This is a genomic window from Paeniglutamicibacter sp. NPDC012692 (assembly GCF_042901625.1).
GTDB lineage: Bacteria > Actinomycetota > Actinomycetes > Actinomycetales > Micrococcaceae > Paeniglutamicibacter.
Window position 1 is genome coordinate 133,433 of the sequence record NZ_JBIBDE010000002.1, and the last position, 26,778, is coordinate 160,210.

The window sequence follows — 26,778 nt, forward strand, 5'->3', positions numbered from 1 at the left end:
TCCCCTCGTTTTGTGTAACGGTCGTTCCAGTATATATTGGAACGACCGTTACACAATCACTCCGTCGACCCAGGGACAAACCAGATGCTGCCGATCTCCATGATCTTCGCCGGTCTTGCCGCCGCAATCCACGTGTACATCTTCATCCTCGAGTCCCTGCGCTGGGACCTTCCGGCCACCCGCAAGGCCTTCGGGGTCAAGACCGACGCCGAAGCCAGCGCAACCAAGCCGATGGCGTTCAACCAGGGCTTCTACAACCTGTTCCTGGCGGTCATGACGGTTGCGGGCATGGCATTCGTACTTGCGTCCTCCCCCGTCATCGGAGCGACGCTGATATTTGCAGGCACCGGCTCGATGCTGGCCGCGGGCCTGGTTCTGCTCATTTCATCGCCCAAGCTTGCGCGCGCAGCGATGTTCCAGCTCACCGCCCCGGCCCTGGCCATCGTTTTCGGCCTGTTCGCCTTCACCAACTAACCTCCCCTCCCCCATCCCCACCGAACGGAGCAACGACTTCATGTCCACGCCAAGCAGCACCCAGATCCACCTGGCCAGCCGACCCATCGGCTGGCCGACCGACGCGAACTTCTCCACCGTCACGGTGGAACTTCCCGAACTCGCCGAGGGCGAGATCCGGGTTGCCAACGAGTTCATGTCCGTCGACCCCTACATGCGCGGACGCATGAACGACACCAAGTCCTACTCGGCACCGTATGCACTCAATGAGGTCATGACCGGCGGCGCAGTCGGGCGTGTGGTCGAATCCCGCGCCGAGGGATTCAACGTCGGCGACCCTGTGCTTCACCAGCTCGGGTGGCGCGATGTTGCCCAGGGCGACGCCAGCCACTTCCGCGTGGTGCAGGACATTCCGGGCCTGCCGCTTTCGGCCTACCTCGGCATCCTGGGCATGACAGCCTTCACCGCGTATGTTGGACTGCTGGAAATCGCCGGACTCAAGAACGGCGAAACCGTGTTCATTTCCGGCGCCGCGGGCGCCGTGGGCAGTGCCGCCGGCCAGATTGCGCGCCTCAAGGGCGCCAAGCGAGTCATCGGTTCGGCCGGTAGCGCCGCGAAGGTGGAACTCCTGACCGAGAAGTACGGCTACGACGCCGCCTTCAACTACAAGGACGGACCGGTCCGCGAACAGCTGCGCGCGGCAGCACCGGAGGGCATCGACGTGTACTTCGACAACGTCGGCGGCGAACACCTGGAGGCGGCCCTGGATTCCTTCAACCCGGGCGGCCGGGGCGCTTTGTGCGGAGCGATCTCCGTGTACAACGCGACGGAGGCTCCCGCCGGTCCGCGGAACATGAGCAACATGATCACCCGCGGCCTGAACCTCAAGGGATTCACCGTCGGCAACTACGCCGAGCACTACCCGGCGTTCATGGCCGACATGTCCGCATGGATCGCCGAAGGGAAGATCGTCTTCGATGAAACCGTCGTCGAAGGCCTGGACCACTCCGTCGAGGCGCTCATCGAACTGATGCGCGGTGCCAACACCGGCAAGATGGTTGTGAAGCTCTAGTCCCGCACATAAAATCCAGCAGAGAAGCCAGGCCTGCTCCGCACACAGCACGTTTCTTCGTGGGCGGAGCAGGCCCGGCTGCCGCCGGTTCGGCGAAGGGTTGCTTTCACCCGAATCGCATCCACAAATCCCTGACGGGAACCCGAGAGACGCAAGGGCGACGCCACGCATCGAGCGGACGCAGAAGCGCAACCCCGCCGCATAGACTGGGTATCCATGGGCCGGCAACAGCAAGGATGACTATCGTGAATCCGCCAGGACCGCTTGGCACAAGCGGTGGGTCGATTGCGCACCTGCGGGAGCACAACCTTTCACAAATACTCCTGGCACTTGCCGCAGAGTCCCCTCTCTCGCGCTCGAAGATCGCGGCACGCACAGGGCTCGGAATCACCGCGATGACCAAACTCATTGCGGAGCTACGCGACAGGCAACTCGTGGCGGAAGTTTCCGACACCAACCCGGCGGCCATGGGCCGGCCGACGACCCTCATTGCCCTGGCCCGACACCACTGGGCGACCGCCTCATTGAGCCTGGACAACGGCACCATCCACGTGGCCATTGGCGGAATCGACGGAAAGTACAACACGACGTTCTCCATCCCGACGCCCGTGTCGCTGGAGATCGACGAATACATCAACTACGTCGGCATCGCCCTCAACCAAATCGCCGAGGAGTGCCGCAACACCGGGCGGGAACTGCTCGCCGTCGAAGCGGCAATCCCCGGAGCCGCCAACAACTCCTCCGGCGTCATGATGCGCTCAATCCTCAATGGATGGTCCCGCCCATACCCGCTTCGCCAGGTGCTCCTGAATCTGCTCTCGGAGATCGACGGCGGGGTTTCACCCTCGATCTTGGTGGGGATCGACCGTGCCACCAACTACTCGCTGCTGTCCCGCTTGCGGGACCTGGACCTGCCCGGTGAAATTGATACGGCGGCGCACCTGGGCGGACTCTATGCCGTCAGTGGTGGCATCTACAGCCGTTCGGCTCTCGAACATGGATCGACCGGCCTGGCCGGGGAATTCGGGCACTTTGTCATCGATCCCGCTGGCGCCCAATGCTGGTGCGGTCGGCGCGGTTGCGTGGAAACGCGGCTCGGGCTTGCCGGCATCTACGCCCGTTGCAGCGATTCGGGCACCACGGAGGCCAACCTGGTGCCGCAGCTTGCCCAACGGCACGAAGAAATGGTCGAAAACCTCTTGGCGAGGGCGCGGTCCGGCGAACGATTGGTTCTTCAGGAGCTGGATCGAGCCGGATACTGGCTCGGAATCACCGTGGACACCATTGCCGCCGTGGTTAATCCGCGGGTGCTCGTTGTCGACGGCTACCTCGCCGCGCTACAAGAATTCCTCCGACCCGAAATGGACAAACAGCTGGCGTCGATCGGTTCGCTGCCGTCCATCACAGATCTGGGAATAACCTTCGCGGAGGACCCGTTTGTCCCCGTCAACCGAGGCATGCAAATTGCCGCAGGACTCGCAGTGGCGCAGCATCCAGGGGCAGCCGCACACTAGAAAATCCGTGGAATCGGTATCCGTGGAAAAATGTCGTCGACATTTTCCATGGCGTGGAATAAGCTAACTGTGACGCGCAGCACCCGACACTCTCGCTCGGGGCCGGCCTGCACACCCAGACTCCATCCCACCAAGGACCCCTGCCATGGAAACCCAAGTAACTCCCCCGCGCGCCGCAGCGCGCACGGCAACGACGCCGCATATCCAGACACCCACCGAACAGGCTTGGCCGGCACATCGCCTGCGGGCCCGCAAGCCCGTCGTGGCCGCAATGATCTGCATTGCGCTGGTCGGCGGAATGCAGGGCGTCGACCCTGCACTGCATTCCGTTGCAATGCCTGCCGCTGCCAAGGCCCTCGGAATGGACCCTTCACTGGCGTCCTTCCTCAAGAGCATCGGAACCATCGTGCTCGCCGCCAGCATGCTCGGCGTCGGCATCATCGGCGATCGCCACGGACGCAAGAAGATGCTGGTTGCAGGCGTCATGCTGATGGGCGTCGCGGCATTTGTCACGGCGGCGGCTCCGACCCCGCTGGTCTTCGGGGCCGGGCGTGTGCTGATGGGTGTTTCCACGGCCATGTCCTTCGCCATGTGCCTGGCATTGATCCCCACGCTCTTTGAGAAGAAGGACCTACCCAAGGCCTTCGGCCTGTTCTTCGGCGCCGGGGCCACCCTCATCGTGCTCGCGACCTCCTTGTCCGGGTCGATCCAGGGCGCAATGGGCTGGCGTGCAACCTACGTCAGCACGGCCGTGTTGTGCTTGGCCCTGTCAATTGCCGCCGTCCGCTTGCTGCCGGAAAACCGCACCTCGGCCCAGCGGAAATTCGACACCGTCGGCGTGGTTCTTGCCGCCGTGGGACTCATCGCACTCGTCTACTCGATCGGGCAGGCTTCCACCCGCGGCTGGGGCAGCCCGCTGGTCATCGGCGGGATCTTCCTGGCGATGGTCGTCCTGGGCGTCTTTGCCCTGTGGGAACGCCGCATCGAAAGCCCCGCGTTCCCTGTGGAGCTTTTCAAGAAGCCCGCATTCGCCGCAGCCTGCCTGGCTGGCGTCCTCTTCAACTGGGCGGACGCTTCCTTGCTCGGCCAGTACCCGGCGCTGGCGCTGCCCGCCGGGGTCCCGGCCTCGGCAGTCTCGGTGGTCGTCGCCATCATGTACATTGGCATGATTTGCGGTGCTCCCATGGCGGGCATCGCCCAGAAGCGCTTCGGCGCAACCAACCGCACCATGTTCACCAGCGGTCTGCTGCTGTGCGCCGCCGGGCTTGCAAGCCAGATCTTCCTACAGGACCCGCACAACATCGCGTTGCCGGCCGCCGGGCTGTTCGTAGTGGGCTTCGCCGTCATGTGGATGCAGAACCCGCAAAGCGCAGTCATCATGGGATCGGCACCCGCCGACCAGCTCGGCGCCGTGGGCGCCGTCAAGCCCGCCGTCGGCCAGTTCGGGTTCGGTCTGGGCTTCGCCCTGGCTGGTCCCATGTCCACCATCTTCATGCAGGACGGGGTCATGACCGCCCACGCCTACGGCATGGGGCTGGCGGTCCAAGCGATCTTCTTCGTCATCGCCGCCGTGCTGATCTTCCTGCTGCTGACCCCGCGCAACCGCCGCGCAACGGCGTAATCGGAGAGGCCACCATGAACGCAACAACCATCTTCCACAACGCCACGGTCCTGACCGTCGATAAGGATTTCGGCACCGCCGAGGCCATCGCCTTCAAGGACGGCAAGATCCTTGCCGTCGGTTCGACCGAACATGTGATGACCACGGCCGGGCCCGACACCGAGATCCTGGATCTGGACGGCAGCACCGTCCTTCCCGGTTTCGTGGAGGCTCACGGGCACCCCACCGCCGAAATGAACTTCATCGGTCCTGACGCCGTCGACATCCGGGCTTCGCTGTGCGGAAACGCCGAGGCGGTGATTGAGAAGCTGCGCACGGCCGTGGCCGAGGCCGAAGCGGCCGGGCCCGGCGCATGGGTTGCGGCCTTCGGCTGGGACCCGCTGTTGCTGCCCGAGCTCCCGCGCATCAGCGGCGCCTGGCTCACCGAATTCTCTCCAACGGTTCCGCTGTCGATCATGCACTACTCGGCGCATTCGGCGTGGGCCAACGATGCGGCGCTTCAGTCCCTGGGGCTCGACCGCAACTCGGAGGACCCCGGCGCATCGCAATACCTGCGTGACGAGACGGGCGAACTCACCGGCGAGGCCCTGGAGATTCCGGCCGTCATGAACGTCATGGGCCCGAAAATGCATGCCGGTGCCGAGAAATTCTCCGAGCTCCTGGACTTCGAGCTGCACCGCATGGCCGCCGCAGGTGTCACCACCACCGGCGACCTCGCGTTCCATCCCGATTCCTACCCCCTGATGCAGGAATACCAGCGCACGCACCAACCGCCTGCACGCATCCGCTCCTACGAGATGTCGGGAATCCGCGAATGCATCCCGGCCCCGGGCACCGATCCGTTGATGGGACCGGGGACCTCGATGTTCCGCCCCACCGGCGTCAAGGTGTGGACCGACGGCTCCCCGTGGGTCGGCAACATCGCGACGAGCTTCGGATACGAGGACAGCGTCCAGACCGAGTCCATCGGCCTGAGTGCCGGCCACCAGGGCTGCTCCAACTACACCGAGGAACAACTGCTGGCCATTTGCCGCCAGCACTATGCAAACGGCTGGCAGATGGCGTGCCACGTGCACGGGGACATTGCCGTCGACACCGTGCTCAGCGTTTTTGAGCAGGTCCAGCGCGAGTTCCCGCGCGCCGACGGCCGCCTGCGTATGGAACACTGCGGCTCCATCACCCCCGAGCAGGTGAGGCGCGCCTGGGATCTGGGTGTGGGTATCTCCTTCTTTGTCGCGCACATCCACTACTACGGCGACATCCTCTCGGGGCTATTCGGAGATAACGCCGAGGCGTGGACACCCGCCGGGGCCGCGGCGGAGGTCGGCATGCGGTTCTCGCTGCACAACGATCCCCCGGTGACCCCGGAATCGCCGCTGCTCAACATGCAGGCAGCAATCCTCCGCCAGACGCCCTCGGGCAAGGTGCTGGGCCCGGAATTCCGCATCGGAATCATCGATGCCATCAAGGCCCAGACCATCGACGCGGCTTGGCAGCTTTTCTCGGACCACGAGGTCGGGTCGCTGGAGGCCGGGAAGCTCGCCGACATCGTCGTCCTGGAACGGAATCCCCTGGACGTTCCCGCCAACGAGTTGGGGAACATCCGGATCCTGGAAACCTGGGTCGACGGACGCCGTGTCCAGGCCGGCATTCCGGTGAAGGCCGTAGCGCTCTAGCCGCCGAAACCACCAGGCCGGCCCGCGTTTCCGAACAACGGATGCGCGGGCCAGCCTGCCTTTGTGGCCGCTTCTTGTCCGGTTCCCGGCCCGAAGCGTGCTAGGTTCCTTGGGTTTCCGCGTAGAACCACTGGATGTGCTCGCGTAGCAGCTCCGCCGCCCGACTTCCGTCGCCGGCGCTGACCGCCTCATGGATCCCGTGGTGCTGGGCACGCAAGGTCTCCGCGAGCTTGCTCCAGCTTCCGTCGCTGGCCACCGAGTCGCTGACGTAGTCGGTGATGGACAGTCGCAGGGATTCCATCATCGCCTCGATCACCGCATTGCCGGCCAACGATGAGAGCAGCACGTGGAATCGGGCGTCGAGGTCGTGGAACTGTCCGCGGTCGAGGTCCGGCGCGTCCATGGCCCGGAGCAACTCCGCGGTTTCATGCAGCACGCGGGTTCGGTGCTCGACGTCGGTGTTCCGGCCGGCCGATTCGGCCGCCCAGGTTTCAAGCAGGATGCGGCTTTCGACGATGTCCTCCACCGAGAGCTGGCGCGATGCCACATGCAGGCGCAGCGTCGCCGACAACCCGATCGCGGGCTCCGAAATCACCACGGCACCGGAATTCGGGCCCGAGCCGGTGGAGGTCCGCACCACGCCCATGGCGTCGAGGATGCGGATGGCATCGCGCACCGAGGCGCGGGAAATCCCGTGGGTCTCGGCCAGCGTGCGCTCGCCTGGAAGCTGGTCCCCCAGCTTGATCCTGCCGGCGCGAAGATCCGCCTCGATGCTGTTCAGGACGGTTTCGTAGGCCCGGGCGGGAACCTGCGGCGTGCTTGGTTTGCTTGTCACCCGTTCATTTTCCCATGCCTGTCCAGTGTGCCCGGAGCCGAGCCCGGGCACCGGGATAAGACACGGCCTTCCCTAGTGGATGGACGCGCGGGCGTCGGCGACCTAGTATGGTCAGACCACATCGTTTCCTCGGCAGTCCACGCCGGAAGGGTCCCCATGAAGATCGCACTTTTCGCCACATGCATCGTCGATGCCATGTATCCGCAAACCGCGCGAGCCACGGTGAAGATCCTCGAGCGCCTCGGGCACGAGGTCGTCTTCCCCGCCGGCCAGGCCTGCTGCGGGCAGATGCACATCAACTCCGGCTACATGGACGAGGCGCTTCCGGTGGTCGCGAACCACGTCAAGGCGTTCGAGGCCGAGTCCTACGACGTTGCCGTGGCGCCGTCCGGTTCGTGCGTTGCCTCCGTCAAGCACCAGCACCCGGTGCTGGCCGAACGCTGCGGCGATGCCGCGCTGAAGGCGCGCGCGGAGGCCGTGGGAGCGAAGACCTATGAGCTTTCCCAGCTGCTGGTCGATGTCTTGGGGGTCACCGACGCCGCCGAACAGCTCGGATCGCATTTCCCGCACAAAATCACCTACCACCCCTCCTGCCACGGCATGCGTTCGCTGCGCCTGGGCGATCGCCAGCTGGACCTGCTCAAGTCCGTGGGCGGCATCGAGGTCGCCGACCTGCCCGAGGCCGACCAGTGCTGCGGCTTCGGCGGCACCTTCTCCATGAAGAACGCGGACGTCTCCTCGGCCATGTTGGAGGACAAGACCAACAACGTGAAGTCCACGGGCGCCTCGCTGTGTTCCGGCGGGGACGCCTCCTGCCTGATGCACATCGGCGGAGGGCTCTCGCGCACCAAGTCCGCGGCGACCACGCTGCACTTCGCCGAGATCCTGGCCAGCACCATCGATGAGCCGGTCTCCGTGACCGGCGAGGTCTTCGTCGGAAAGGGCGGCAAGCGATGAGCAACGTCTTCATGGGGATGCCCACGCTCCCGGTCTTCGGCGACGGCAACCTGCACATCGACGAGCCGTTCCCGGCCGCGGCCCACCGCGAACTGGGCAACACCCAGATGCGCGCCAACCTGCGCCACGCCACCCACACCATCCGCGACAAGCGGCTGAAGGTGGTCGCCGAGCTTCCCGACTGGGAGGAACTGCGCGACGCCGGCTCCGCCACCAAGAACCACGTCATGGCGAACCTGCCGGCACTGCTCGAGGAGTTCGAGAAGAACTTCACGGCCCGCGGCGGAACCATCCACTGGGCCCGCGACGCCCACGAGGCCAACAAGATCGTCGCCGACCTGATCCGCGACCAGGACACCACCGAGGTCGTCAAGGTGAAGTCCATGGCCACCCAGGAGATCGGGCTCAACGAGTACCTCGAGGAACGCGGCATCGCCGCCTTCGAGACAGACCTCGCCGAGCTGATCGTCCAGCTGGGCCACGACAAGCCCAGCCACATCCTGGTCCCGGCCATCCACAAGAACCGCACCGAGGTCCGCGACATCTTCCTGAAGGAGATGCCGAACGTGGACCCGGACCTCACCGACGAGCCGCGCAAGCTGGCCATGGCCGCCCGCGCCCACCTGCGCCGCAAGTTCCTTTCCGCCAAGGTCGCGGTTTCCGGCGCCAACTTCGCCCTCGCCGACTCCGGCACCCTGGCGGTCGTCGAATCCGAGGGCAACGGCCGGATGTGCCTGACGCTGCCCGAGACCCTGATCACCGTCATGGGCATCGAGAAGCTGCTGCCGAGCAAGGAGGACCTCGAGGTCTTCATGCAGCTGCTACCGCGTTCCTCCACCGGCGAGCGCATGAACCCCTACACCTCCCTGTGGACCGGCGTCACCGAGGGCGACGGGCCGCAGAACGTGCACCTGGTCCTGCTGGACAACGGGCGCACCGCGGCGCTGGCGGACAAGTACGGGCGCACCGCGCTGAACTGCATCCGCTGCTCGGCCTGCATGAACGTGTGCCCCGTCTACGAGCGCACCGGAGGCCATGCCTACGGCTCCACCTACCCGGGCCCGATCGGCGCGATCCTCTCCCCGCTGCTCACCGGCATCAAGTCCGAGGAAAACAGCTCGCTGCCCTACGCCTCCTCGCTGTGCGGCGCCTGCTACGACGCCTGCCCGGTGAAGATCAATATCCCCGAGATCCTGGTGCACCTGCGCGGCGAGGACGTCGACTCCAAGCGCGGCCAAAAGAAGCTGCCCACCCAGATGGATTTGATGATGAAGGGCGCCGGCTGGGCGTTCTCCTCCGGCAAGCACCTGGCCTTGCTGGAAAAGGGATTGCCGCTGGGCAAGCTCGCCGCCGGGCGCGACAAGAAGATCAAGGCCCTGCCCGGCATCGCCGCCGGCTGGACCCAGTCCCGCGACGTGCCCGCGCCGCCCACAAAGTCCTTCCGCGACTGGTGGAAGAAGGACCGTAAGCCGGCCGCCCCCACGAACAAACAGGAGAACTAAGCAGATGAGCGCCAAGGAAGAAATCCTCGCCCGCATTGCCTCCGCGCTTCACGACGCCCCGGTCCCCGCGTCCGTCCCCCGCGAGTACCGGATGACCTCCGACATGCCGCAGGCGGAGCTTGTCACACTGCTGGTCGACAGGCTCGAGGACTACAAGGCCCACGTGGATGTCGTGGAGGAGGCGGAGCTTCCCGCCACCATCGCCGAGCGGCTCAAGGATGCGGCAAGCTACGTCGTTCCCCACGGCATCGACGAGGCGTGGCTTGCGGACGCGGCACTCGCCGACGACGCCCGCCGCCGCGTCGATGCACCGGGTGCCGTGCTGGGCGTGACCGATCTGGATGAGACCGGCGCCGTGCTGACCTCCTCGGCGGTGTCGATCGCAGAGTCGGGCACCATCGTGCTGGACGGAACCCCCGACCAGGGACGCCGGGCGATCAGCCTGGTTCCGGACCACCACGTGTGCGTGGTTCCCGTATCCACCATCGTGCGCCTGCTGCCCGAGGCGCTGCCCCGCATGGACATCACCCGCCCGCTGACCTGGATCTCCGGGCCCAGCGCCACCAGCGACATCGAGCTCGAGCGCGTCGAGGGCGTGCACGGCCCGCGCCGGCTGGACGTCATCATCGTGAAGGGGCTTTAGCTTCCGAGCTCAAGGGACCCCGCCGCCGGTGCGCCATGGCGCGCTCGTGGCGGGGTTCCCCAGGTATTTGACCTGGCTGGCGGAAGGAACCCGTTCCGCCGCGTCGCCTCAGAAGCGGGTGATGACAACCCTGGTCACGGCGGGATCCTTCAACGACTCGTAGCCCGCTTCCACCTCGTCCAAACCGATTTCCTTCGAAATCATGCCGTCGAGCTGGAGCTTTCCCGCGAGGTACATGTCAACGTATCTCGGCACGTCGCGGCGCAGGACGCCCGAGCCCATGTGGACACCGGTAATGGAGTTCTGCCCCTGAAGCAGGGCCCGTCCGTCGACGTTCATCGTCTGGCCGGGGGTCACTCCGACCAAATACAGGCCACCGCCCTTGCCCAGCATCGCAATGCCTTGCTCCTGGACCTTTCCGATGCCCACAAAGTCGAAGACATGGTCAGCGCCGCCACCGGTGATCTCCTTGACCGCAGCGACAGGATCCACTTCCGCGGAATTGACGGTATGCGTCGCGCCAAACGCCAGCGCCTTGTCGAGCTTTTCCCTCGCAACATCGATCACGATGATCGGGGATGCCCCGGCAATCACGGCGCCGTTGACCCCGTTGAGCCCGACTCCCCCGGCTCCCACGATCACGACGCTCTCGCCCGGGCGAACCCTCGCCGTATTGAGCACCACGCCAGTACCCGTGAGTCCACCGCATCCGAGCAGCGCCGCCTGGGGAAACGGCATCTCGTCCGCAATTTTCACCAGCTGGTTGGAATGGACGAGGGCTTGCTGGGCGAAGGCGCCCAAACCGAAGCCCTGTGCCACCTCGGTGCCGTCACGCGTCAACCGCGGCGGCTGGTCGGCGTTGCGGAGCGTGGCCTCCCGCTGGAGACATTGGAAGCTGCGGTCCGTTAGGCAGTTCGCGCAATGCCCGCAGAACTGGATGAGGGATCCGACCACATGGTCGCCAACCGTGAAGTCCGAGACCTCGGGCCCGACCTTGGTCACGATGCCGGCAAGCTCGTGCCCGAATACCGCCGGCACCGGGTGATCATGCCGGTGGCCCGCCACACTCAGGTCGGTGCGGCAAAGCCCGGATGCCTTGACCTCGACCAGGACCTCTTGGCCGATCGGATCGTCAATGGCGATGTCTTCGACGTCGAATCCGCCGCCAATTTCACGCACGACAACTGCTTTCATCTTTGGTTTCTCCTTGATTCGAGCTCACCAGAAGGGCACCCCCTGTGGTTCGGATCACTATATGGCGTCCGTTTTTGGCTCAATCCCTTCCGGCCCACCGCCCCTCGGGCACTTCCCCCGCTTCGCCCCGCGAGGTTTTCGCCACCCAAACGAACGCCTGACTTGGGACTTCAATCCGAGGCGCCATGGGACTCAGGGATATTCCGACATGGATGGTGATGCCCGGCCGGGCGCAAGGCGATAGCCAGCCACATTAACGGTGATAGCCAACTGGGCAGGCAAGTGGCCCTGACCCTGGACGCAACGAGGTGGCACCCACGAATCGTGGGTGCCACCTCGTTTTCATTTTGCGTCGCGTCTTCGGGCTAGTGCCCGCCGATCACTCCCTTCTCGATGGCCTTGGTGACGGCGTCCGCCTCGGCCTGCGTGAGGGTTCCGTCGCCCACCGCCGCATCCAGCTTCGACTTCAGTTCGGTCGCCCGCTCGCTCTTGGCGTCTGCACGGAGTTCCTCCAGGGCCGAGGTGACCTTGGATTCCTCGATGCCCAGCGAGTCGGCCAGGGATTTGACCAGCGCCGCATCCATCGCGGTGCGGTCCGGCTTGGTGCCGTCCTGCTTGGCCCCATCCGCAGGACGCTCGGCCGGCTTGTTCGCCTTCCTGAAGGTGTCCAACGCGTCGCTGAGCTTGCTTTCATCGACGCCCAGCTTCTCGGCCAGGCCGGAGGCCATTTCCAGGCCCCCTCCGCGGTGTCCGTCGGGCCCTCCGCGTTCGGCCGGTGCGGACTGCGTGGTGCTGGCGGCCCCTCCGGAGGAGCTGGAATCCGCGGCGGACGCGACCCCCGCCAGACCCAGCCCGGCGACCAGAGCCAAAGCCGCGGCGGAAGTGCCCAATGCCATCTTCTTTTTCATTGCCATGAGTGTTCCCTTCAGTGGCCGCCCGGAGCGGTACCAGTTGGTGGTCCGGCATTCCTCGCCGGTTCCCTACCAACATTGCGCGACGCTGTTATGCCGGGACTGTTCGAGAGCTGGCAACGAACTGTGACAACGGGAAACACCCCGCAATGCGGGCAGTGTTGGCCCGGCCGTTACTCGACCAGCTTGCCCGCGGTCGAGACCTCCTTGATGAGCTCCGCGATCTCCCCGGGAATCTCCGGGATTTCCTCGCGGACCACGCCCGTGGACGGGGACCACACGAGGTTGACCTGCAGCAACGGGTCCATCTCCGGGTAGTCGCTGCGGTTGTGGCAGCCACGGGTCTCGCGGCGTTCGACCGCAGCCTCCAGGGTTGCCCGTGCAGCCAGGGCCGAAGCTTTCAAGTCGAATGCGTGCGCAAGGTCCTGGTACCCGGCGATGTCCGGGTGGATGCCCACGTTCCCCATGCGCTCCTCGATCTCGTCGAGCTTGGCCAGCCCTGCCTTTAGGCCCTCCTCGTCACGCACCACGCCGGCATGCTCGGTCATCATGTTGCGGATGGCGCGCTGCAGTGCCCGGACATTTTCGTGGCCGTCCGCGGCCAGCAGGTTGTCCAGCTCCGCCCGGGCCAGGGCAAGCGCCTCGGCAGAACGCGGCTGGGAATCCAGCGAGGACGAGTATTTGGCCGCGGCCCGTGCCACGATGCGGCCGAAGACCAGCAGCTCGATCAGCGAGTTGCCGCCCAGTCGGTTGGCTCCGTGCAGGCCGCTGGACGCCTCGCCGATGGCGTAGAGGCCGTCAACATCCGTGCTGTGGTCCTCCGGGCGGACCCAGACCCCGCCCATCGAATAGTGCGCGGTGGGAGCGATCTCGATCGGTTCCTGGGTGATGTCGAGCATCTGCAGTTCCAGCATGGTCTGGTAGACGCGCGGCAGCCGGTCCATGATGGTTTCGCGCGGCAGGTGCGAGACGTCGAGCCAGACGCCACCGTTTGCGGTGCCGCGGCCTTCCTTGATCTCGGTGTACGCGGCCAGCGCCACGCGGTCGCGGGTCGAGAGTTCCTTGCGTATGGGGTCGTAGCGTTCCATGAACCGCTCCCCCAGCCCGTTGCGGAGGATGCCGCCCTCGCCCCGGGCCGCCTCCGAGATCAGGGTTCCCGCGGCGTTCTCGGGTTCGATGATGCCCGAGGGGTGGAACTGCACGAGTTCCGGGTCACGGAGCCGCGCACCGGCATCGACGGCCAGGCGGAACGAGTCGCCGGTGTTCTCGTCGCGGCGCGAGGAGGTGCGGCGCCAGATGCGGTTGTGCCCGCCCGCGGCCAGGATGACGGAATCGGCGTGGATGAGGTAACGCTGTCCGCTGTTGATGTCGAAGCCGTAGGCGCCGAAAACCTGGTTTCCGCGCACCAGCAGTCGGGTGATGTAGACCTCGTCGAGGATCGGGATGTCCAGCTGTTGGGCCCGGTTGACCAGGCTGCGCTGGATTTCCAGGCCTGTGTAGTCCCCGGCGAACGCGGTGCGGCGGAAGGTGTGCGCCCCGAAGAAGCGCTGGGAGATGCGCCCGTCTTCCTCGCGGGCGAAGCCCATCCCGTAGCGTTCCAGGTCGGCAATTCCCTGGGCCGCGCCGCGGGCGACGATCTCCACCGTGTGGGGGTTGGCCAGGTAGTAGCTTTCCTTGATGGTGTCCGCCGCGTGCTGCTGCCAGCTGTCTTCCTCGTCCATGGTCCCGAGGGCCGCGTTGATGCCGCCCGCTGCGAGCGAGGTGTGTGCGTCGTTGCGCGGGCGCTTGCCCACGGCGAGCACGTCAACCCCCATTTCGGCCAGCTCGATGGCGGCCCTGAGGCCCGATCCTCCGGTACCGATGACAAGGACGGTGGTGGAAATCTGTCGTTCATTCTTTGTTGTTGCGCTCATGTCTTCAACGCTAAGAACGGCACTTTGATTAGTCCAATGAATCCTTCGACTCGTTTCAATGCATATAGGCTATTGAGCATGAATCTGGAACAGCTCCAAAGCTTCGTGGAAGTCGCCCGAATCGGCCATTTCACGCGTGCGGCCGCGCATCTACACCTGGCCCAGCCTTCGCTGAGCCGGCAGATTTCCACGCTGGAATCGGACCTCGGTGCAGCGCTTTTCCACCGTGCCCGGGGCAACATCACACTGACGGACGCCGGGGAATCCCTCCTGCCGCTGGCCAAGCGCATGCTCGCCGATGCGGATACCGTCCGCTACGAAATGCAGGAGCTGGCCGGCCTGAACAAGGGCCGGGTGCGCCTCGGCGCCACCCCGACGCTGTGCATCAGCCTGGTTGCCGAGGTCCTCACCTCGTTCCATTCGACATATCCGGGCATCGACCTGCACCTGACCGAGCGCGGTTCGCGCGGCCTACTGGAGGAACTTGCCGGAGGGGCCCTGGACCTTGCGCTCATCACCACGTCGGAGGATCGTTCGGCCGCGTCCGCGAGCCTGCAGCGGATCCCGCTGTTGACGGAGGAATTGGTGGTCATCTCCTCGATCGAAAGCCCAATTCTCGAGGGCGTCAGCGTGCTCACGCTCGCCGAACTGGCAGCATTGCCACAGATCACCTTCCATGAAAGCTACGACCTGCGGGCGGCCACCATGCAGGCCTTCCACGACGCCGGGCTGACCCCGAAGGTGGTCCTCGAGGGGGCCGAAATGGATGCGGTTTTGCGGTGCGTGGAACGCGGGCTTGGCGTCGCGGTGGTTCCGGCCATGGTCTTGGTGGACCGCCCCGGCCTGCGCTCGGTGCGGCTCGCCGAACCCCGACTCGCACGCTCGATCAGCCTGGCCCACCGCAACGACGTGACGTTGACGCGGGCGGCCCAAGCCATGCAACGCCTGATCATCGACACGGCCAACATCCTGTCGTCCGAAGACGCCGCAACCGACGCCCTGATCACCCGCGCCGTGTAACCCTGTTTGGGCCTTCTCCATCAGCTGATGGCCGTTTCGCGTGGCTCGTGGTTCCGCCCACTTGCAGGGGCGCGGAGCCACGAGCCTCACGGTCTAGTCCGCCTCGGTGACGCGTCCGGCCTTGATGTTCAGCCGGCGTTCGGCGCGTGCCGCCACCGCCGAATCGTGGGTGACCATCACGATGGTCAGCCCGTCGCGCCACAGCTTCTCGAAGAGATCCATGATGTCGTCGCGGGTTGCCTCGTCCAGGTTTCCCGTTGGCTCGTCGGCCAGCAGCACCTTGGGGTCCTTGGCCAGGGCGCGGGCGATGGCAACGCGTTGTTGCTGGCCGCCGGAGAGTTCCCCGGGCAGGTGGGTTCCGCGCTCCCCCAGCCCCACCGAGGCAAGGGATGCGGCCGCGCGGGCGACACGCTCGGCGGAGGGAAGTTTCAGCGGGGCCAGCCCCATCTCGACGTTTTCCTGCGCCGTCAGGGTGGGGATGAGGTTGTAGTGCTGGAAGACAAAGCCGATCTGGCGTGCCCTGATATCGGCCAGGGCGCCGTCACCCAGGGTTGAGATCGGCTTGCCCGCGAGGCTCACGGTCCCACCCGACGGGCGGTCGAGCGCGCCGAGCATCTGCAGCAGCGTCGATTTTCCGCCGCCGGTCGGCCCCTGGATGGCCACCAGCTGCCCCGCTGGGATCACCAGATCCACGCCGTTGAGGGCATGGACCTTGCGTGACTTCTGCGTGTAGGCCTTTTCCACCTTCTCGAGCCGGAACATGGCTTGTTCGGTCCCGGTATCGGGTACCAGGTCTTGGGTCATTGTTTGTTCACTCATGTTTGTAAGCTCCTCTGGTTCCTAGGCAACCGAGCGCAGGGCTTCGGCCGGACGCAGGCGCGCGGCGCGCCACCCGCCAAGAATTCCCGCCAGCAGTCCGCCGGCGATCGCGATGGCCACGGCGACCGCGCCGACCATCGGCGTGATGGGCAGGTTCAGCACCACTTCCGCGGCGCTGCCCACGGCGTTGGCGGCAGCGGCCGGGCCGCCCTGCAGTGCGCCCGGCCCGCCGGCGCCGCCGGCTCCCATGGGGCCCGTGGCCGCGGCCGAGGCGCTGAGCGTCGGGGCGAAGAAGTTGATGACAAGGATCCCGGCCAGTCCGATCAGGATTCCCAGTGCGCCGCCCAGCAGCGACTGCACCAGCGATTCGCCGGCCACCTGGCGGACGATGCTCGAATTGCGCCATCCGATCGCCTTCAACGTGCCGAACTCACGGGTGCGGCGTGCCACCCCGGAAAGCGTGAGCAGGATCGCCAGCAGGAACGCCACGGCCAACACGGCAATCGACAGCCAGGTGCCCAGCGACGACACGAGTCCGGATGCGGTGGACAGCGAACCCGACACGGTGGCGGCCAGGTCCTCCTGGGTGTTGACGGTGTTGTCCGGCAGGGCCGCCTGCAGCCCCGCCTTGACCGTGGAGATCTGCGAGGCGGATGCAGCCTGCACGTAGACGGTGCTGACCTTCTTGGCGTTGTCGGAAAGCTTCTGGGCAACATCCAGGGGGATGTAGGTGTTGGACGCGGTTTCGGCGTCCGCCCCCGACCCGGCGACGATGCCGACGATCGTGAACTTGGTCCCGGCGATCTCCACCTTGTCCTTGAGCTTCAGTTCCTCGGTGGTTGCGTAGGCGGCATCGACCACCAGGTTGTGTTTGCCCGCGTCGTCCGCGGACAGCAGCCTGCCGTCCTGCAGGGTGGCGGAGGCCAGCGGGCCGATCGTATCGGCCTTGGAATCGACTCCCATGACGCTGAAGGAGTTCACGTCGAATTGCCCTCCGCCGCCCGGGCCCGCTCCCTGCGGCGGGGTTGCGTTGGTGCCGCCCGATGTCGATCCGGTGGTCCCCCGCTGGGGCAGCTCGCCGTCGAACGTGGAGTTGGTCAGTGCCAGCACGCCCGAGGCGGCCTTCACTCCGTCCTGCCCGCTGACGGTGTCCACCGCCGACGCATCGAAGGTCGCCGTCCCGCGGCCGCTCATCAACACCGACTGGGACACCGCCGTGGTGCCGTCGGAGGTTGCGGTTCCGGCATCGGCGTCGAACTCGAAACGGGGCCCGCCGCGGCCCTCGCCTGCCGCCGGGGGCGTGGGCGTTGCGGTCACGGTGATGTCGGTGCCGACCCCGTAGACCGACGCAAGCGCCGCGCCCTGCGCATCCCTGACACCGGCGGACAGGGAGTTGACGATGACCACCAGACCGATGGCCAGGGCCATGGCGATCGCGATGATGGCAGTCTGTTTCCGCCGCCCCGAAAGCTCGCGTCTCAAATAGCGTGTGAACATGCCGATCCCTTCATTGCGCGGGCACTTGCCGCGCTCGAAGTTCAAGTTATGCCCAAGTTCTGTGCCCTGACTTGGGCTGGCCTGTGGCCTTAATAAGGGTGGGCTGTGCCGTCACTGTGGCCAAGCTGTGCGGCCGTCCACCGAACGCCCGCGGTGGACGTGTTGGTGCCAACATTCGACACGGTCCCTCGTGTCGGCGGCTGCGATTAGGCTTAAGGGCGAACCCATTCGCTCCAAATCATTGCTGCACCGTGGGCTCTGAAACGACTCTCGAGGATTCTCTTGCCATTCACACTGGCCCACCCGGCCGCCGTCTTACCGTTCCTGCGCCAGCCCTTCGTCCCGATCGCGTTGGTCGCCGGGGCCATGGCTCCGGATGTTCCATACTTCCTCAAGATCCCCACGGCCAGCGGTTCCTGGTACGAGTCGTTGGTCAACGGCAGCAATTCGCACGACCTGGCGCAGATCCTGACCGTTGGATTCCCGCTGTCGCTGCTGCTCGCCGCGGTTTTGTGGCTTGTGGCGCAGCCGGTGCGCTGGGCGGTCCCCGATGCATGGGTTCCGGCAAAGGCGGGAATCCGCGGTCGCCGACCAAGCAGCGCGCGCATTGCCCTCTGGACGTTCTACTCGCTGATTCTGGGCCTGGTCACGCACATCGTGTGGGACTCGTTCACCCACTCCTACGGCTGGGTGGTCCAGAAGCTTCCGTTCCTGGCCGCGCAGCCGATCGCCGGGGTGCCGATCTATCGCATCCTTCAGCACGGCAGCACGCTGGCCGGCCTGGCGATCCTGGCGTTTTGGTACCTCAAGCGAGTCAAGGCAGCCCCTGTTCCGGAACGCGGCGGCAAGGCGAAAGGTGCAGGCCTGCGCCTGACGCTGTTGCTGTCGGCGCTCGCCATACCCGCCCTTGCCGTCGCAGGTTTCGCCGTGGCGGGGGAACTGTCCATCGGCACGGCATTCACTCCCGAGACGTTCCTCTGGACCAGCATCACCCACGGCGGGGCCGCATTGGCCGTGGCACTGGTGGTCTACGCAATCGTGTGGCACGCCGTAACTGTAGCCAAAAAGTTACGTGTTGCCGCGGGGTCCGGCACCCAGGCCTGACCGCTGCCACGACCGCGTCATTGTCGCCCTCGGATCACCGATCCGGGGGCGCATTGCATTCTGCATACAGTCATATCAGTTGATATTTCGACTACTTGAACACCGCCTCCGACGCAAGGAAGTGCGGCAAAATCCCCTTCCCGGCCCAAGTGCAGTCATTCCCGCTTGGGGCCAGAAACCTTCAAAAATTTCACGATGCAGATAAAAACTTCCGCAGAATGGGTGGCGCAGGTCACATGATCTTGCTATCTTTGTGTTTGCCAAAGGCGGGCTTCCCGGTCGGGAAGTTATCTACCAGGCGCTACTAATCCATCAGCCATTTCGAAGCTGCGGACGGTCGCCACGGGGATATGAACCATCGGCGACACCGATCCAGCTCTTCGTCTGGAGCATAAGGAAGTCGCCACCATGTCTAGCACCATCGTTTCAACGGAACACCTTGCGGCAGCTGTCGCCATCGCCGCGGAAAATGTCCGCAATGCCGGAGGTCCCTTCGGCGCCCTGATCGTCACCGCCGACGGATCACGCTTCGAGGGAGTCAACCGGGTCACCGCAAACAACGACCCCACGGCCCACGCCGAAGTCACGGCCATTCGCAACGCCTGCTCCAGCTTGGGCACCTTCGACCTGACCGGAGCCGTTCTCTACACCAGCTGCGAACCATGCCCGATGTGCTTGGCATCTGCGCTCTGGGCACGTGTCTCACGCGTCGTCTACGCCGCAAACCGTCACGATGCGGCGGACGCCGGATTCGACGATGCCGCCTTCTACGAATTCTTCGAGGGAGACGCCGCCGACCGCGCCAAGCTCATGCCGGTTGAACGTGTCCCCGACGACGGCTTTGACCACCTCGAGCCCTTCGCGCTCTGGTCATCGCTCGATACCCGCGTCGAGTACTAGGCAGGGCGAGTCAGATGACCATCGTCAACTCGAACCACGAGCAGACCCAACCGGCAACCATCGAACCACCGGTCCAGCCCGGCGGCTCGATGCTGGAACGCACCTTCAAGATCGCCCAACGAGGATCAACGGTCAAGCGGGAAATCCGTGGCGGCATCGTCACCTTCTTCACCATGGCCTACATCGTGGTGCTCAACCCCTTGATCCTCGGCGGGTTCAGCCCCGACGCCGCCCCCGTGGACGTGGCGGGAAACTTCCTTCCCGCCGCGGCGGTCGGCGCGGCCACGGGCCTGACCGCCGGCCTGCTGACCATCGTCTTCGGGCTGGTGGCGAACCTGCCCTTCGGGCTCGCGGCCGGACTGGGCATCAACTCCTTCCTGGCCGTCTCCGTCATCGGCGACGTCACCTGGCCCGAGGCCATGGGCCTGGTCCTGCTCAACGGCATAGTCATCGTGCTCTTCGCGTTGACGGGCGCACGGACGGCCATCTTCCGGGCCATCCCCAAGGACCTGAAGGCTGCCATCACCGTCGGCATCGGCCTGTTCATCACCTTCATAGGATTCGTCGACTCCGGCTTCGTCACCCGCACGCCGGCCGGCCCGCCCGTCCAGCTGGGCAACGACGGTTCCATCTCCTCCTTCCCGACCATCGTCTTCATCATCGGCGTGGTGCTCATGGGCGGGCTGGTGGCCCGCAAGGTCCAGGGCGGATTGCTGATCGGCATCATCGCCACCACCGTCCTGGCCGTCGTTGCCGAAAATATCCTGCACATCGGGGCCGCCAACGATGCAAACCCCGGCGGCTGGCACCTGAACGTTCCCGAACTCTCGGGACACGTCCTGTCCATCCCCGACTTCTCCATCATCGGGCAGTTCGACATGTTCGGTGCGTTCTCACGCATCGGCCCGCTGGCCGCGACCATGTTGGTCTTCACCCTGGTGTTCACCAACTTCTTCGACGCCATGGGAACCATGACGGGCCTGGCCAAGAGCGCCAACGTCGCCCACAAGGACGGCACCTTCCCGCGCATCAAGTCGGCCTTCGTGGTCGAGGGCATGGGCGCCGTGTTCGGCGGCATGACCAGCACCTCCTCCAACACCGTCTACGTGGATTCCGCGGCAGGCATCGGCGAAGGCGCACGCACGGGACTGGCCTCGGTGGTCACCGGCACATTGTTCTTGGGGGCCATGTTCCTGACCCCGCTGACCTCGGTGGTTCCCATCGAGGTGGCAGCATCCGCCCTGGTGGTGGTGGGCACCATGATGGCCGGGCAGATTCGCGCGATCAACTTCAAGCGCTTCTCCGTGGGCATGCCTGCGTTCCTCACCCTGGTCACCATGCCGCTGACGTACTCGATCGCCAACGGCATCGGCGTCGGATTCATCTCCTGGGTGCTGATCAACTCGCTGGCCGGACGCGGATCGAAGATCCACCCGCTGATGTGGGTGGTTTCGGCGGGCTTCCTGGTCTACTTCGCAAGAGGACCCATCTCCCTGCTCCTGGGCGCCTAGCCCCGGGGTTTCCCGAAGGACACTGTTTCAATGCTCAATCTCCATTCGGGGTTGGACACCGCGATGGTGGCTACCGGCGATCCGTTCGCCGTTGCCACCATCGTGGGCACCACCGGTTCCACCCCGCACCCCATCGGCACCTCGATGCTGATCCATGCCGACGGCTCGACGACGTGTTCCCTCACCGGCGGATGCGTGGAAGGCGCGGTGCACGCCGCCGCGCTCGAGGCCCTCGAAGACGGCCACCCCCGCCGCGAACACTACGGCTACTCACCCACCGACGCATTCGCCGTCGGTCTCACCTGTGGAGGCGAAATCGACGTGCACATTGCACCCTTTGCGCCGGAATCGTCCATGCACCAAGTGCTGGACCAATTGGCAACATTTCACGCCACGGATCCCGTGGCACTGATCCGCCGGATCGACATCGGGTCCTCCGGATCTGTGCTGGTTTCCAACCCGGGACACCTGGGCATCCAGGACCTCGCCGAGCTCCTGGTCCCGGTGGTCGGCCAAGACGCCAGCTCGCTGGCGGCAACGCTCAGCTTCCAGCTGGTTGCGGGCGGACGCACCGGCATCGTGAGCCTCGAGGGCGAGGGGGCTTCCTGTGTCGAAACCACCATCGAGTTGCTGGTCGAGTCACGGCTCAGCCCGCCGCGCATGATCGTCTTCGGCGCCAACACCTTTGCCGAGGAACTGCTCAAGCTCTCCGCAATGCTGGGCTACCAGGGCACCCTGTGCGACCCCCGGGCCGCATTCACGCTGCAGCCGCGCTTCAACACCGCGGACGAGATTTCCACCCTGTGGCCGCACGAGTACCTGGCGGGCGAGATCGCGGCGGGGCGCATCGATTCGCGCACCGTGCTGTGCATCCTGACGCACGACCCCAAGTTCGACATCCCGCTGCTGACCCTCGCGCTGAGCCAACCCGTTGCCTACATTGGTGCCATGGGTTCGCGAAGCAGCCACGAGGCACGCATGGCCGCCCTGCGCGCGGAACGGGTTTCCGAGCCGGAGCTGGCCCGGCTGCACTCACCGATCGGGCTCGACCTGCAGGCGGCAACCGCCTCGGAGGTGGCGATCAGCATTGCCGCCGAAATCATCGCCGGCCGCTCGGAGCATGCCACCATGGCTCCGTTGAACACCCGGTCGGGGTCCATCCACACCCGGGCCCGGGCCGTCTCCGCGGCCGCCGCCGGCAACGCCAACCAGGGCATGACACAGGAGGTCCCGGCATGGACATGAACACCATCGAGGCGGTGGTTCCCACCGCCGACCCGGACCAGTACCGAGACGGCGACGCCTGGCTTGCCGGGGGCACCGTGCTCTTCTCCTACGGGTCCCAAACGCTGACCCGGCTGCTGGACATCACCGCCGCGGGATGGAAGGCGATCACCGTGCGCGAGGACGGCATCGAATTCGCCGCGACCTGCACCATCGCCGAACTCTACGCCCTGCCCGGGGACCCCGCCCTGCCGGGCGACTGGAAAGCGCTGGAGCTGGTGCGGCCCGCCTGCGACTCGTTCGTCGCCTCGTTCAAGGTCTGGAACCTTTCGACGATGGGCGGCAACATCGCCACCTCGCTGCCGGCCGGACCGATCATTTCCCTGTGCTCGGCGCTGGACGCCGTCGCGGAAATCCACGGACCCGGCGGGACCGTGCGCCGCCAGCCGGTGGCGGACCTTGTCACGGGCAACGGCAGCAACACCCTGGCACCCGGGGAGCTGATCCGCTCGCTGCACGTCCCCGCCCATGCGCTGCGCGCCCGCACGGCGTTCCGCCGGCTCTCGCTCTCGAACCTCGGGCGCACGGGCGTGATGGTCATCGGACGCGTCGACGACGACGGTCTCTTCACGCTCACCGTCAGCGGATCCACCAAGCGCCCCGTCCAGCTGCGCTTTGCAGCCGGCCACCACCCGCGCCCCGCGGAGCTCCTGGCCGAACTGAAGTCCCGCATTGCCCCGGATGCCTATCACGACGACATCCACGGCCGCCCGCCGTGGCGCGAGGCCATGACCCACCGCCTGGGCCTGGAAGTCCTGGCCGAGCTGCTGCCCGCGCCCCGCGGCCCGATCGAAGGTTGAGTCCAATGTCCATCCACATCAACGGGAATCCGGCATCCACCACCCCCGAGCCGGGCCAATGCCTGCGCACCTTCCTGCGTGCCGAGGGCGCGCTGGGCGTGAAGAAGGGCTGCGACGGCGGTGACTGCGGCGCCTGCACCGTCCATGTCGATTCGGTCCCGGTGCATTCGTGCATCTACCCGGCGGTGCGTGCCGAGGGGCACGAGGTCACCACCATCGAGGGCCTCGCCGCGGTCCAGGGAACCGCGGGATCGCTGGCACCCATGCAGCAGCAGGTGGCCAGGGCCCAGGGATTCCAGTGCGGCTTCTGCACCGCCGGGCTGATCATGACGGCCTCGACCTTCGATCAGAAGCAGCTGGAGGACCTGCCCCGGAACCTCAAGGGAAACCTCTGCCGCTGCACCGGCTACCGGGCCATCGAGGATGCCGTGCTGGGACGCGACGGGGACGGCTGTTCGCACCCGCCGGAGGAAAGCTGCGCCCTGGACGAGCCCGATGCCGGCGCGTCGGGCCCCGTGGGGAGCAACGTCTCGGCCCCCGCCGCCAACGCCATCGTGACGGGCCGGGCCCGCTACGCCCTGGACATCCCCGCCGGGGAGCTGCCCGGCTTGCTGCACATGAAGCTGGCCCGCTCCCCGCACGCCCACGCACGCATCCTGCACGTCGACGCCGCCGCGGCCCTGGCCATTCCCGGGGTGCGGGCGGTGCTGAGCCACGTGGACGATCCGGGCGTGCTCTTCTCTGCCGCGCAGCACGAGCTCATCGAGGACGATCCCGACGACTCGCTCATCTTCGATTCCGTCGTGCGCTTCAAGGGGCAGCGCGTCGCGGCGGTCGTGGCCGACTCCGTGGCCATAGCGGAGGCCGGGGTCAGGGCACTGGTGGTCGACTACGAAATGCTGCCGGCGGTCTTCTCCCCGTTCGAGGCGATCGCCGACGGCGCACCCCAAATCCACGCCGGCAAGCCCGCCGCCTCGCGCATTGCCGACGCATCGCGCAACATCGTGGTCGAGGTCCACCACGAGATGGGCGACGTGGACGCCGCCCTGGCCGGCAGCGACGCCAGCTACACCGAAACCTTCAACACCCAGCGCGTTCAGCACGTCTCGCTGGAGACGCACGCCGCGACCGCGTGGTACGACGAGGCGGGAATCCTCACCGTGCGCACCTCGACGCAGGTCCCGTTCCTGGTCAAGCGCACGCTCGAAAGGATCCTCGGCCTGCCGCACGATTCGGTGCGCGTTGTCGCCGGGCGCGTCGGCGGCGGCTTCGGCGGGAAGCAGGAGGTCCTGGTGGAGGACGTCGTCGCCTTGGCCGTGACCAAGCTGCGCCGCCCGGTGCAGCTCGAGCTCACGCGCACCGAGGCACTGACCGTCACCACCACCCGGCATCCCTTCAACGTCAAGGTCAGCGTGGCCGGAAACAGGAACGGCGAGCTCACCGCCCTGGCCATCGAGGTCCTCAGCGACACCGGCGCGTACGGCAACCACGCACCCGGGGTCATGTTCCACGGCTGCTCCGAGTCCGTTGCCGTGTACAAGACCGCCAACAAGCGGGTGGACGCCGCCGCAGTGTACACCAACACGGTGCCCGCCGGGGCCTTCCGCGGCTACGGGCTGAGCCAGACGATCTTCGCGGTGGAGTCGGCCCTGGACGAGCTCGCCCGGCGCCTGGGCCTGGATCCGCTGGAATTCAAGGCGAACGTCATGCTGCGCGAGGGCGACCCGATGCTCTCGCTCCACGCCGAGCCCGAGGAGGACCTGCTGTACGGTTCCTACGGGCTCGACCAGTGCGTCGACCTGGCCCGGCACGCCCTGGCCCGGGGCGCCGAGCGCGGCGCCGACGGACGCGACCTGGACGAACACTGGCTCGTCGGCGAGGGCGCGGCCCTGTCCATGATCGCCACGGTTCCCCCGCGCGGCCACTACTCGCATTCCACCATCGAGTCCCTGGGCGACGGCAGCTTCCTGTTGAAGGTGGGCACCGCCGAGTTCGGCAACGGCACCTCCACGGTGCACACGCAGCTGGCGGCCGATGCGCTGGGAACCACCGCGGAATCGATGGTCCTGCGGCAGTCCGACACCGGCCTCACCGACCACGACACCGGAGCCTTCGGCTCGGCCGGAACCGTGGTGGCCGGCAAGGCGACCTTTGCCGCGGCGCAGGAGCTGGCCCAGCAGCTTCGGGAAACCGCGGCGGAAATCAGCGGCATCCCCCTCGAGCAGTGTCTGCTGGTCCCCGCGGGCGTCTCCTGCGCCGGAACGCTGGTTCCCCATGCGGACCTGCTTGCCGCGGCCCGCCCGGCAGGGCGGCATCAAGCCGAGGGCCGGTGGGGCGGCACGCCGCGCTCGGTGGCCTTCAACGTCCATGGCTTCCGGGTGGCCATCGATTCGCGCACCGGGGAGCTGCGCATCCTGCAAAGCGTGCAGGCGGCGGACGCGGGCGTCGTGGTCAACCCCCGGCAGTGCCGTGGCCAGATCGAGGGCGGCATCGCCCAGGCGCTCGGCGCGGCCCTCTACGAGGAAGTGCTCATCGACGAGGGCGGAACGGTCGAGACGGACGTGCTGCGGCAATACCACGTCCCGACCTTTGCCGACGTGCCGCGCAGCGAGGTCTACTTCGCGAAGACCAGCGATTCCTTGGGTCCGCGCGGGGCCAAGTCCATGAGCGAAAGCCCGTTCAATCCGGTGGCGCCGGCGCTCGCCAACGCCGTGCGCGATGCCACGGGCATCCGGTTCACCAGGACCCCGATTCGCCGCGACGACATCTATCTGGCGCTCCGGGCGGCGGGCAAGGTCCCTCCGCTAGTGCTCACCGAGGAGGTGGAGGTCCAGGACGGTATCAACGTCTGAGCCCGTGTCCAGGTCAGAACAATCGACGAGGTCTATGAGACCCCGGTGCGCGGCCAGGTAGTCGCGGGCCCCCGCGTCGCCGGCGGCAGCCGCCGCTGCCGGTTGCGTGTGCTCCGGCGCGAACAGCACCGGGTGCCCGCGCCTCAGGGGTTCGGTCCCCTGGCGGTAGCCGGCAGCGGTGATCCGTCCGGGGCGGTGGGCGGATATCAACCGCCGGACCAGTTCGGCATCCATGCCGGGCTGGTCCACCAGCGCCACCAGCGCGCCGGCCCCGGATGGAACCGCAGCCATCCCCAGAGCAAAAGAGGAGCCCATCCCGGTGGACCAACGATCATTGATCAGTATCTTGACCCCGACGTCACCCAGGTGCGCAGCCACGCGTTGCGCTTCGGCGCCGAGCACCACCACGATCTCGTCGCACCCGCCCAGAAGCAGGGCCTGGACCGCCGAGTTCAGCAGCGTTTCCCCGTTGCTTTTCGTAAGCAGTGCCTTGGGGCCGCGGCCCAGCCGCGATCCGGATCCGGCGGCAAGCACCACGCCGTAGCAGGGTGGCCGTGTGGCGGGATTGGTCATCTGCCCATCCTAGAATGCATTCTCGCTCGACGGGTAGGCACCGCGACCGAGCACCTGCGAAATGTCTGGGCGCATTGCAAAGCAACCGGGGTGGGTTGGTTTCACGTGAAACCAACCCACCCCGGTT

Annotated in this window: 22 protein-coding genes; 15 read left to right on the forward strand and 7 right to left on the reverse strand. The window is 66.3% G+C overall.

All coding sequences use genetic code 11. The annotated features are described in order from the left end of the window. Positions 1–84 precede the first annotated feature (84 nt). From ACFY5D_RS08780 to ACFY5D_RS08800, 5 genes are all read left to right on the forward strand, one after another. Positions 85–474, forward strand: coding sequence for a DUF1304 domain-containing protein (locus ACFY5D_RS08780; protein ID WP_387527955.1), 390 nt, complete (start codon positions 85–87; stop codon positions 472–474). Positions 475–514: 40 nt separating this feature from the next. Beyond that, positions 515–1,525: an NADP-dependent oxidoreductase gene (locus tag ACFY5D_RS08785; RefSeq protein WP_387527958.1), complete on the forward strand. Its 1,011-nt coding sequence runs from the start codon at positions 515–517 to the stop codon at positions 1,523–1,525. Between the two features lie 245 nt (positions 1,526–1,770). Continuing rightward, positions 1,771–3,039, forward strand: a complete 1,269-nt coding sequence (locus ACFY5D_RS08790) for an ROK family protein (protein ID WP_387527961.1) — start codon at positions 1,771–1,773, stop codon at positions 3,037–3,039. Between the two features lie 145 nt (positions 3,040–3,184). Then, entirely contained in the window at positions 3,185–4,660 is a 1,476-nt protein-coding gene (locus ACFY5D_RS08795; RefSeq protein WP_387527964.1) for an MFS transporter, read from the forward strand. Between the two features lie 14 nt (positions 4,661–4,674). Next, on the forward strand, positions 4,675–6,336 hold the full coding sequence (locus tag ACFY5D_RS08800; protein WP_387527967.1) for an amidohydrolase: 1,662 nt from the start codon (positions 4,675–4,677) through the stop codon (positions 6,334–6,336). 100 nt (positions 6,337–6,436) lie between these two features. On the opposite strand, the gene ACFY5D_RS08805 is transcribed toward ACFY5D_RS08800, so the two are convergent. After that, positions 6,437–7,171, reverse strand: a complete 735-nt coding sequence (locus ACFY5D_RS08805; RefSeq protein WP_387527969.1) for a FadR/GntR family transcriptional regulator — start codon at positions 7,169–7,171, stop codon at positions 6,437–6,439. Between the two features lie 156 nt (positions 7,172–7,327). On the opposite strand from ACFY5D_RS08805, the gene ACFY5D_RS08810 reads away from it, so the two are divergent. The 3 genes from ACFY5D_RS08810 to ACFY5D_RS08820 are packed head-to-tail and all read left to right on the forward strand — an operon-like array spanning position 7,328 to position 10,273. After that, positions 7,328–8,128 carry a (Fe-S)-binding protein gene (locus ACFY5D_RS08810; RefSeq protein ID WP_387527972.1) on the forward strand — a complete coding sequence of 267 codons (801 nt, stop codon included), beginning with the start codon at positions 7,328–7,330 and terminating at the stop codon, positions 8,126–8,128. Then, the gene (locus ACFY5D_RS08815; protein ID WP_387527975.1) at positions 8,125–9,630 is read left to right on the forward strand and encodes a LutB/LldF family L-lactate oxidation iron-sulfur protein; all 1,506 of its coding nucleotides are present in this window, start codon (positions 8,125–8,127) and stop codon (positions 9,628–9,630) included. Before ACFY5D_RS08810 ends, ACFY5D_RS08815 begins: the two co-directional genes overlap by 4 nt. A 4-nt stretch (positions 9,631–9,634) precedes the next feature. Next, positions 9,635–10,273: a lactate utilization protein C gene (locus ACFY5D_RS08820; RefSeq protein WP_387527978.1), complete on the forward strand. Its 639-nt coding sequence runs from the start codon at positions 9,635–9,637 to the stop codon at positions 10,271–10,273. A gap of 108 nt (positions 10,274–10,381) precedes the next feature. On the opposite strand, the gene ACFY5D_RS08825 is transcribed toward ACFY5D_RS08820, so the two are convergent. From ACFY5D_RS08825 to ACFY5D_RS08835, 3 genes are all read right to left on the reverse strand, one after another. Next, on the reverse strand, positions 10,382–11,467 hold the full coding sequence (locus tag ACFY5D_RS08825; protein WP_387527981.1) for a zinc-binding dehydrogenase: 1,086 nt from the start codon (positions 11,465–11,467) through the stop codon (positions 10,382–10,384). Positions 11,468–11,832: 365 nt separating this feature from the next. Continuing rightward, positions 11,833–12,381 (reverse strand): hypothetical protein, encoded by a 549-nt coding sequence (locus ACFY5D_RS08830; protein WP_387527984.1) that lies wholly within the window; start codon positions 12,379–12,381, stop codon positions 11,833–11,835. Between the two features lie 170 nt (positions 12,382–12,551). After that, positions 12,552–14,291: an L-aspartate oxidase gene (locus ACFY5D_RS08835; RefSeq protein WP_387527987.1), complete on the reverse strand. Its 1,740-nt coding sequence runs from the start codon at positions 14,289–14,291 to the stop codon at positions 12,552–12,554. A 78-nt stretch (positions 14,292–14,369) separates the two neighbouring features. Between ACFY5D_RS08835 and ACFY5D_RS08840 the strand changes: the two genes are divergently transcribed. Further along, positions 14,370–15,311 (forward strand): LysR family transcriptional regulator, encoded by a 942-nt coding sequence (locus ACFY5D_RS08840; protein WP_387527990.1) that lies wholly within the window; start codon positions 14,370–14,372, stop codon positions 15,309–15,311. A gap of 93 nt (positions 15,312–15,404) precedes the next feature. Here the strand turns inward: ACFY5D_RS08840 and ACFY5D_RS08845 are convergent, their stop codons facing one another. Beyond that, positions 15,405–16,073, reverse strand: coding sequence for an ABC transporter ATP-binding protein (locus tag ACFY5D_RS08845; RefSeq protein WP_387529755.1), 669 nt, complete (start codon positions 16,071–16,073; stop codon positions 15,405–15,407). Positions 16,074–16,151: 78 nt separating this feature from the next. Next, positions 16,152–17,627 (reverse strand): ABC transporter permease, encoded by a 1,476-nt coding sequence (locus ACFY5D_RS08850; protein WP_387527993.1) that lies wholly within the window; start codon positions 17,625–17,627, stop codon positions 16,152–16,154. Positions 17,628–17,909: 282 nt separating this feature from the next. Between ACFY5D_RS08850 and ACFY5D_RS08855 the strand changes: the two genes are divergently transcribed. The 6 genes from ACFY5D_RS08855 (at position 17,910) to ACFY5D_RS08880 (ending at position 26,078) form a co-directional block, all read left to right on the forward strand. Next, positions 17,910–18,731 carry a DUF4184 family protein gene (locus ACFY5D_RS08855; RefSeq protein WP_387527996.1) on the forward strand — a complete coding sequence of 274 codons (822 nt, stop codon included), beginning with the start codon at positions 17,910–17,912 and terminating at the stop codon, positions 18,729–18,731. 408 nt (positions 18,732–19,139) lie between these two features. After that, a complete protein-coding gene (locus ACFY5D_RS08860; protein ID WP_387527999.1) occupies positions 19,140–19,631 on the forward strand; it encodes a nucleoside deaminase in 492 nt (163 codons plus the stop codon). 14 nt (positions 19,632–19,645) lie between these two features. Further along, positions 19,646–21,142, forward strand: a complete 1,497-nt coding sequence (locus tag ACFY5D_RS08865; protein WP_387528002.1) for an NCS2 family permease — start codon at positions 19,646–19,648, stop codon at positions 21,140–21,142. Between the two features lie 30 nt (positions 21,143–21,172). After that, complete coding sequence (locus ACFY5D_RS08870) at positions 21,173–22,387, forward strand: XdhC family protein (protein WP_387528004.1); 1,215 nt, start codon at positions 21,173–21,175, stop codon at positions 22,385–22,387. Further along, the gene (locus ACFY5D_RS08875) at positions 22,378–23,226 is read left to right on the forward strand and encodes an FAD binding domain-containing protein (protein ID WP_387528007.1); all 849 of its coding nucleotides are present in this window, start codon (positions 22,378–22,380) and stop codon (positions 23,224–23,226) included. The genes ACFY5D_RS08870 and ACFY5D_RS08875 overlap by 10 nt, the downstream gene beginning before the upstream one ends. Positions 23,227–23,231: 5 nt before the next feature. Then, on the forward strand, positions 23,232–26,078 hold the full coding sequence (locus ACFY5D_RS08880; protein WP_387528010.1) for a molybdopterin-dependent oxidoreductase: 2,847 nt from the start codon (positions 23,232–23,234) through the stop codon (positions 26,076–26,078). Here ACFY5D_RS08880 and ACFY5D_RS08885 read toward each other — a convergent pair. Beyond that, positions 26,031–26,651 carry an NTP transferase domain-containing protein gene (locus ACFY5D_RS08885; protein WP_387528013.1) on the reverse strand — a complete coding sequence of 207 codons (621 nt, stop codon included), beginning with the start codon at positions 26,649–26,651 and terminating at the stop codon, positions 26,031–26,033. The genes ACFY5D_RS08880 and ACFY5D_RS08885 overlap by 48 nt on opposite strands. Between the last annotated feature and the right edge of the window lie 127 nt (positions 26,652–26,778).

Excerpts from the sequence above, each read along its gene's own strand:
- ACFY5D_RS08780 (WP_387527955.1), top strand. The coding sequence starts at position 85 with ATGCTGCCGATCTCCATGATCTTCGCCGGTCTTGCCGCCGCAATCCAC.
- ACFY5D_RS08785 (WP_387527958.1), top strand. The coding sequence starts at position 515 with ATGTCCACGCCAAGCAGCACCCAGATCCACCTGGCCAGCCGACCCATC.
- ACFY5D_RS08795 (WP_387527964.1), top strand. The coding sequence starts at position 3,185 with ATGGAAACCCAAGTAACTCCCCCGCGCGCCGCAGCGCGCACGGCAACG.
- ACFY5D_RS08800 (WP_387527967.1), top strand. The coding sequence starts at position 4,675 with ATGAACGCAACAACCATCTTCCACAACGCCACGGTCCTGACCGTCGAT.
- ACFY5D_RS08810 (WP_387527972.1), top strand. The coding sequence starts at position 7,328 with ATGAAGATCGCACTTTTCGCCACATGCATCGTCGATGCCATGTATCCG.
- ACFY5D_RS08815 (WP_387527975.1), top strand. The coding sequence starts at position 8,125 with ATGAGCAACGTCTTCATGGGGATGCCCACGCTCCCGGTCTTCGGCGAC.
- ACFY5D_RS08820 (WP_387527978.1), top strand. The coding sequence starts at position 9,635 with ATGAGCGCCAAGGAAGAAATCCTCGCCCGCATTGCCTCCGCGCTTCAC.
- ACFY5D_RS08825 (WP_387527981.1), bottom strand. The coding sequence starts at position 11,467 with ATGAAAGCAGTTGTCGTGCGTGAAATTGGCGGCGGATTCGACGTCGAA.
- ACFY5D_RS08830 (WP_387527984.1), bottom strand. The coding sequence starts at position 12,381 with ATGGCAATGAAAAAGAAGATGGCATTGGGCACTTCCGCCGCGGCTTTG.
- ACFY5D_RS08835 (WP_387527987.1), bottom strand. The coding sequence starts at position 14,291 with ATGAGCGCAACAACAAAGAATGAACGACAGATTTCCACCACCGTCCTT.
- ACFY5D_RS08840 (WP_387527990.1), top strand. The coding sequence starts at position 14,370 with ATGAATCTGGAACAGCTCCAAAGCTTCGTGGAAGTCGCCCGAATCGGC.
- ACFY5D_RS08845 (WP_387529755.1), bottom strand. The coding sequence starts at position 16,073 with ATGTTCCGGCTCGAGAAGGTGGAAAAGGCCTACACGCAGAAGTCACGC.
- ACFY5D_RS08850 (WP_387527993.1), bottom strand. The coding sequence starts at position 17,627 with ATGTTCACACGCTATTTGAGACGCGAGCTTTCGGGGCGGCGGAAACAG.
- ACFY5D_RS08860 (WP_387527999.1), top strand. The coding sequence starts at position 19,140 with ATGTCTAGCACCATCGTTTCAACGGAACACCTTGCGGCAGCTGTCGCC.
- ACFY5D_RS08865 (WP_387528002.1), top strand. The coding sequence starts at position 19,646 with ATGACCATCGTCAACTCGAACCACGAGCAGACCCAACCGGCAACCATC.
- ACFY5D_RS08870 (WP_387528004.1), top strand. The coding sequence starts at position 21,173 with ATGCTCAATCTCCATTCGGGGTTGGACACCGCGATGGTGGCTACCGGC.
- ACFY5D_RS08875 (WP_387528007.1), top strand. The coding sequence starts at position 22,378 with ATGGACATGAACACCATCGAGGCGGTGGTTCCCACCGCCGACCCGGAC.
- ACFY5D_RS08880 (WP_387528010.1), top strand. The coding sequence starts at position 23,232 with ATGTCCATCCACATCAACGGGAATCCGGCATCCACCACCCCCGAGCCG.
- ACFY5D_RS08885 (WP_387528013.1), bottom strand. The coding sequence starts at position 26,651 with ATGACCAATCCCGCCACACGGCCACCCTGCTACGGCGTGGTGCTTGCC.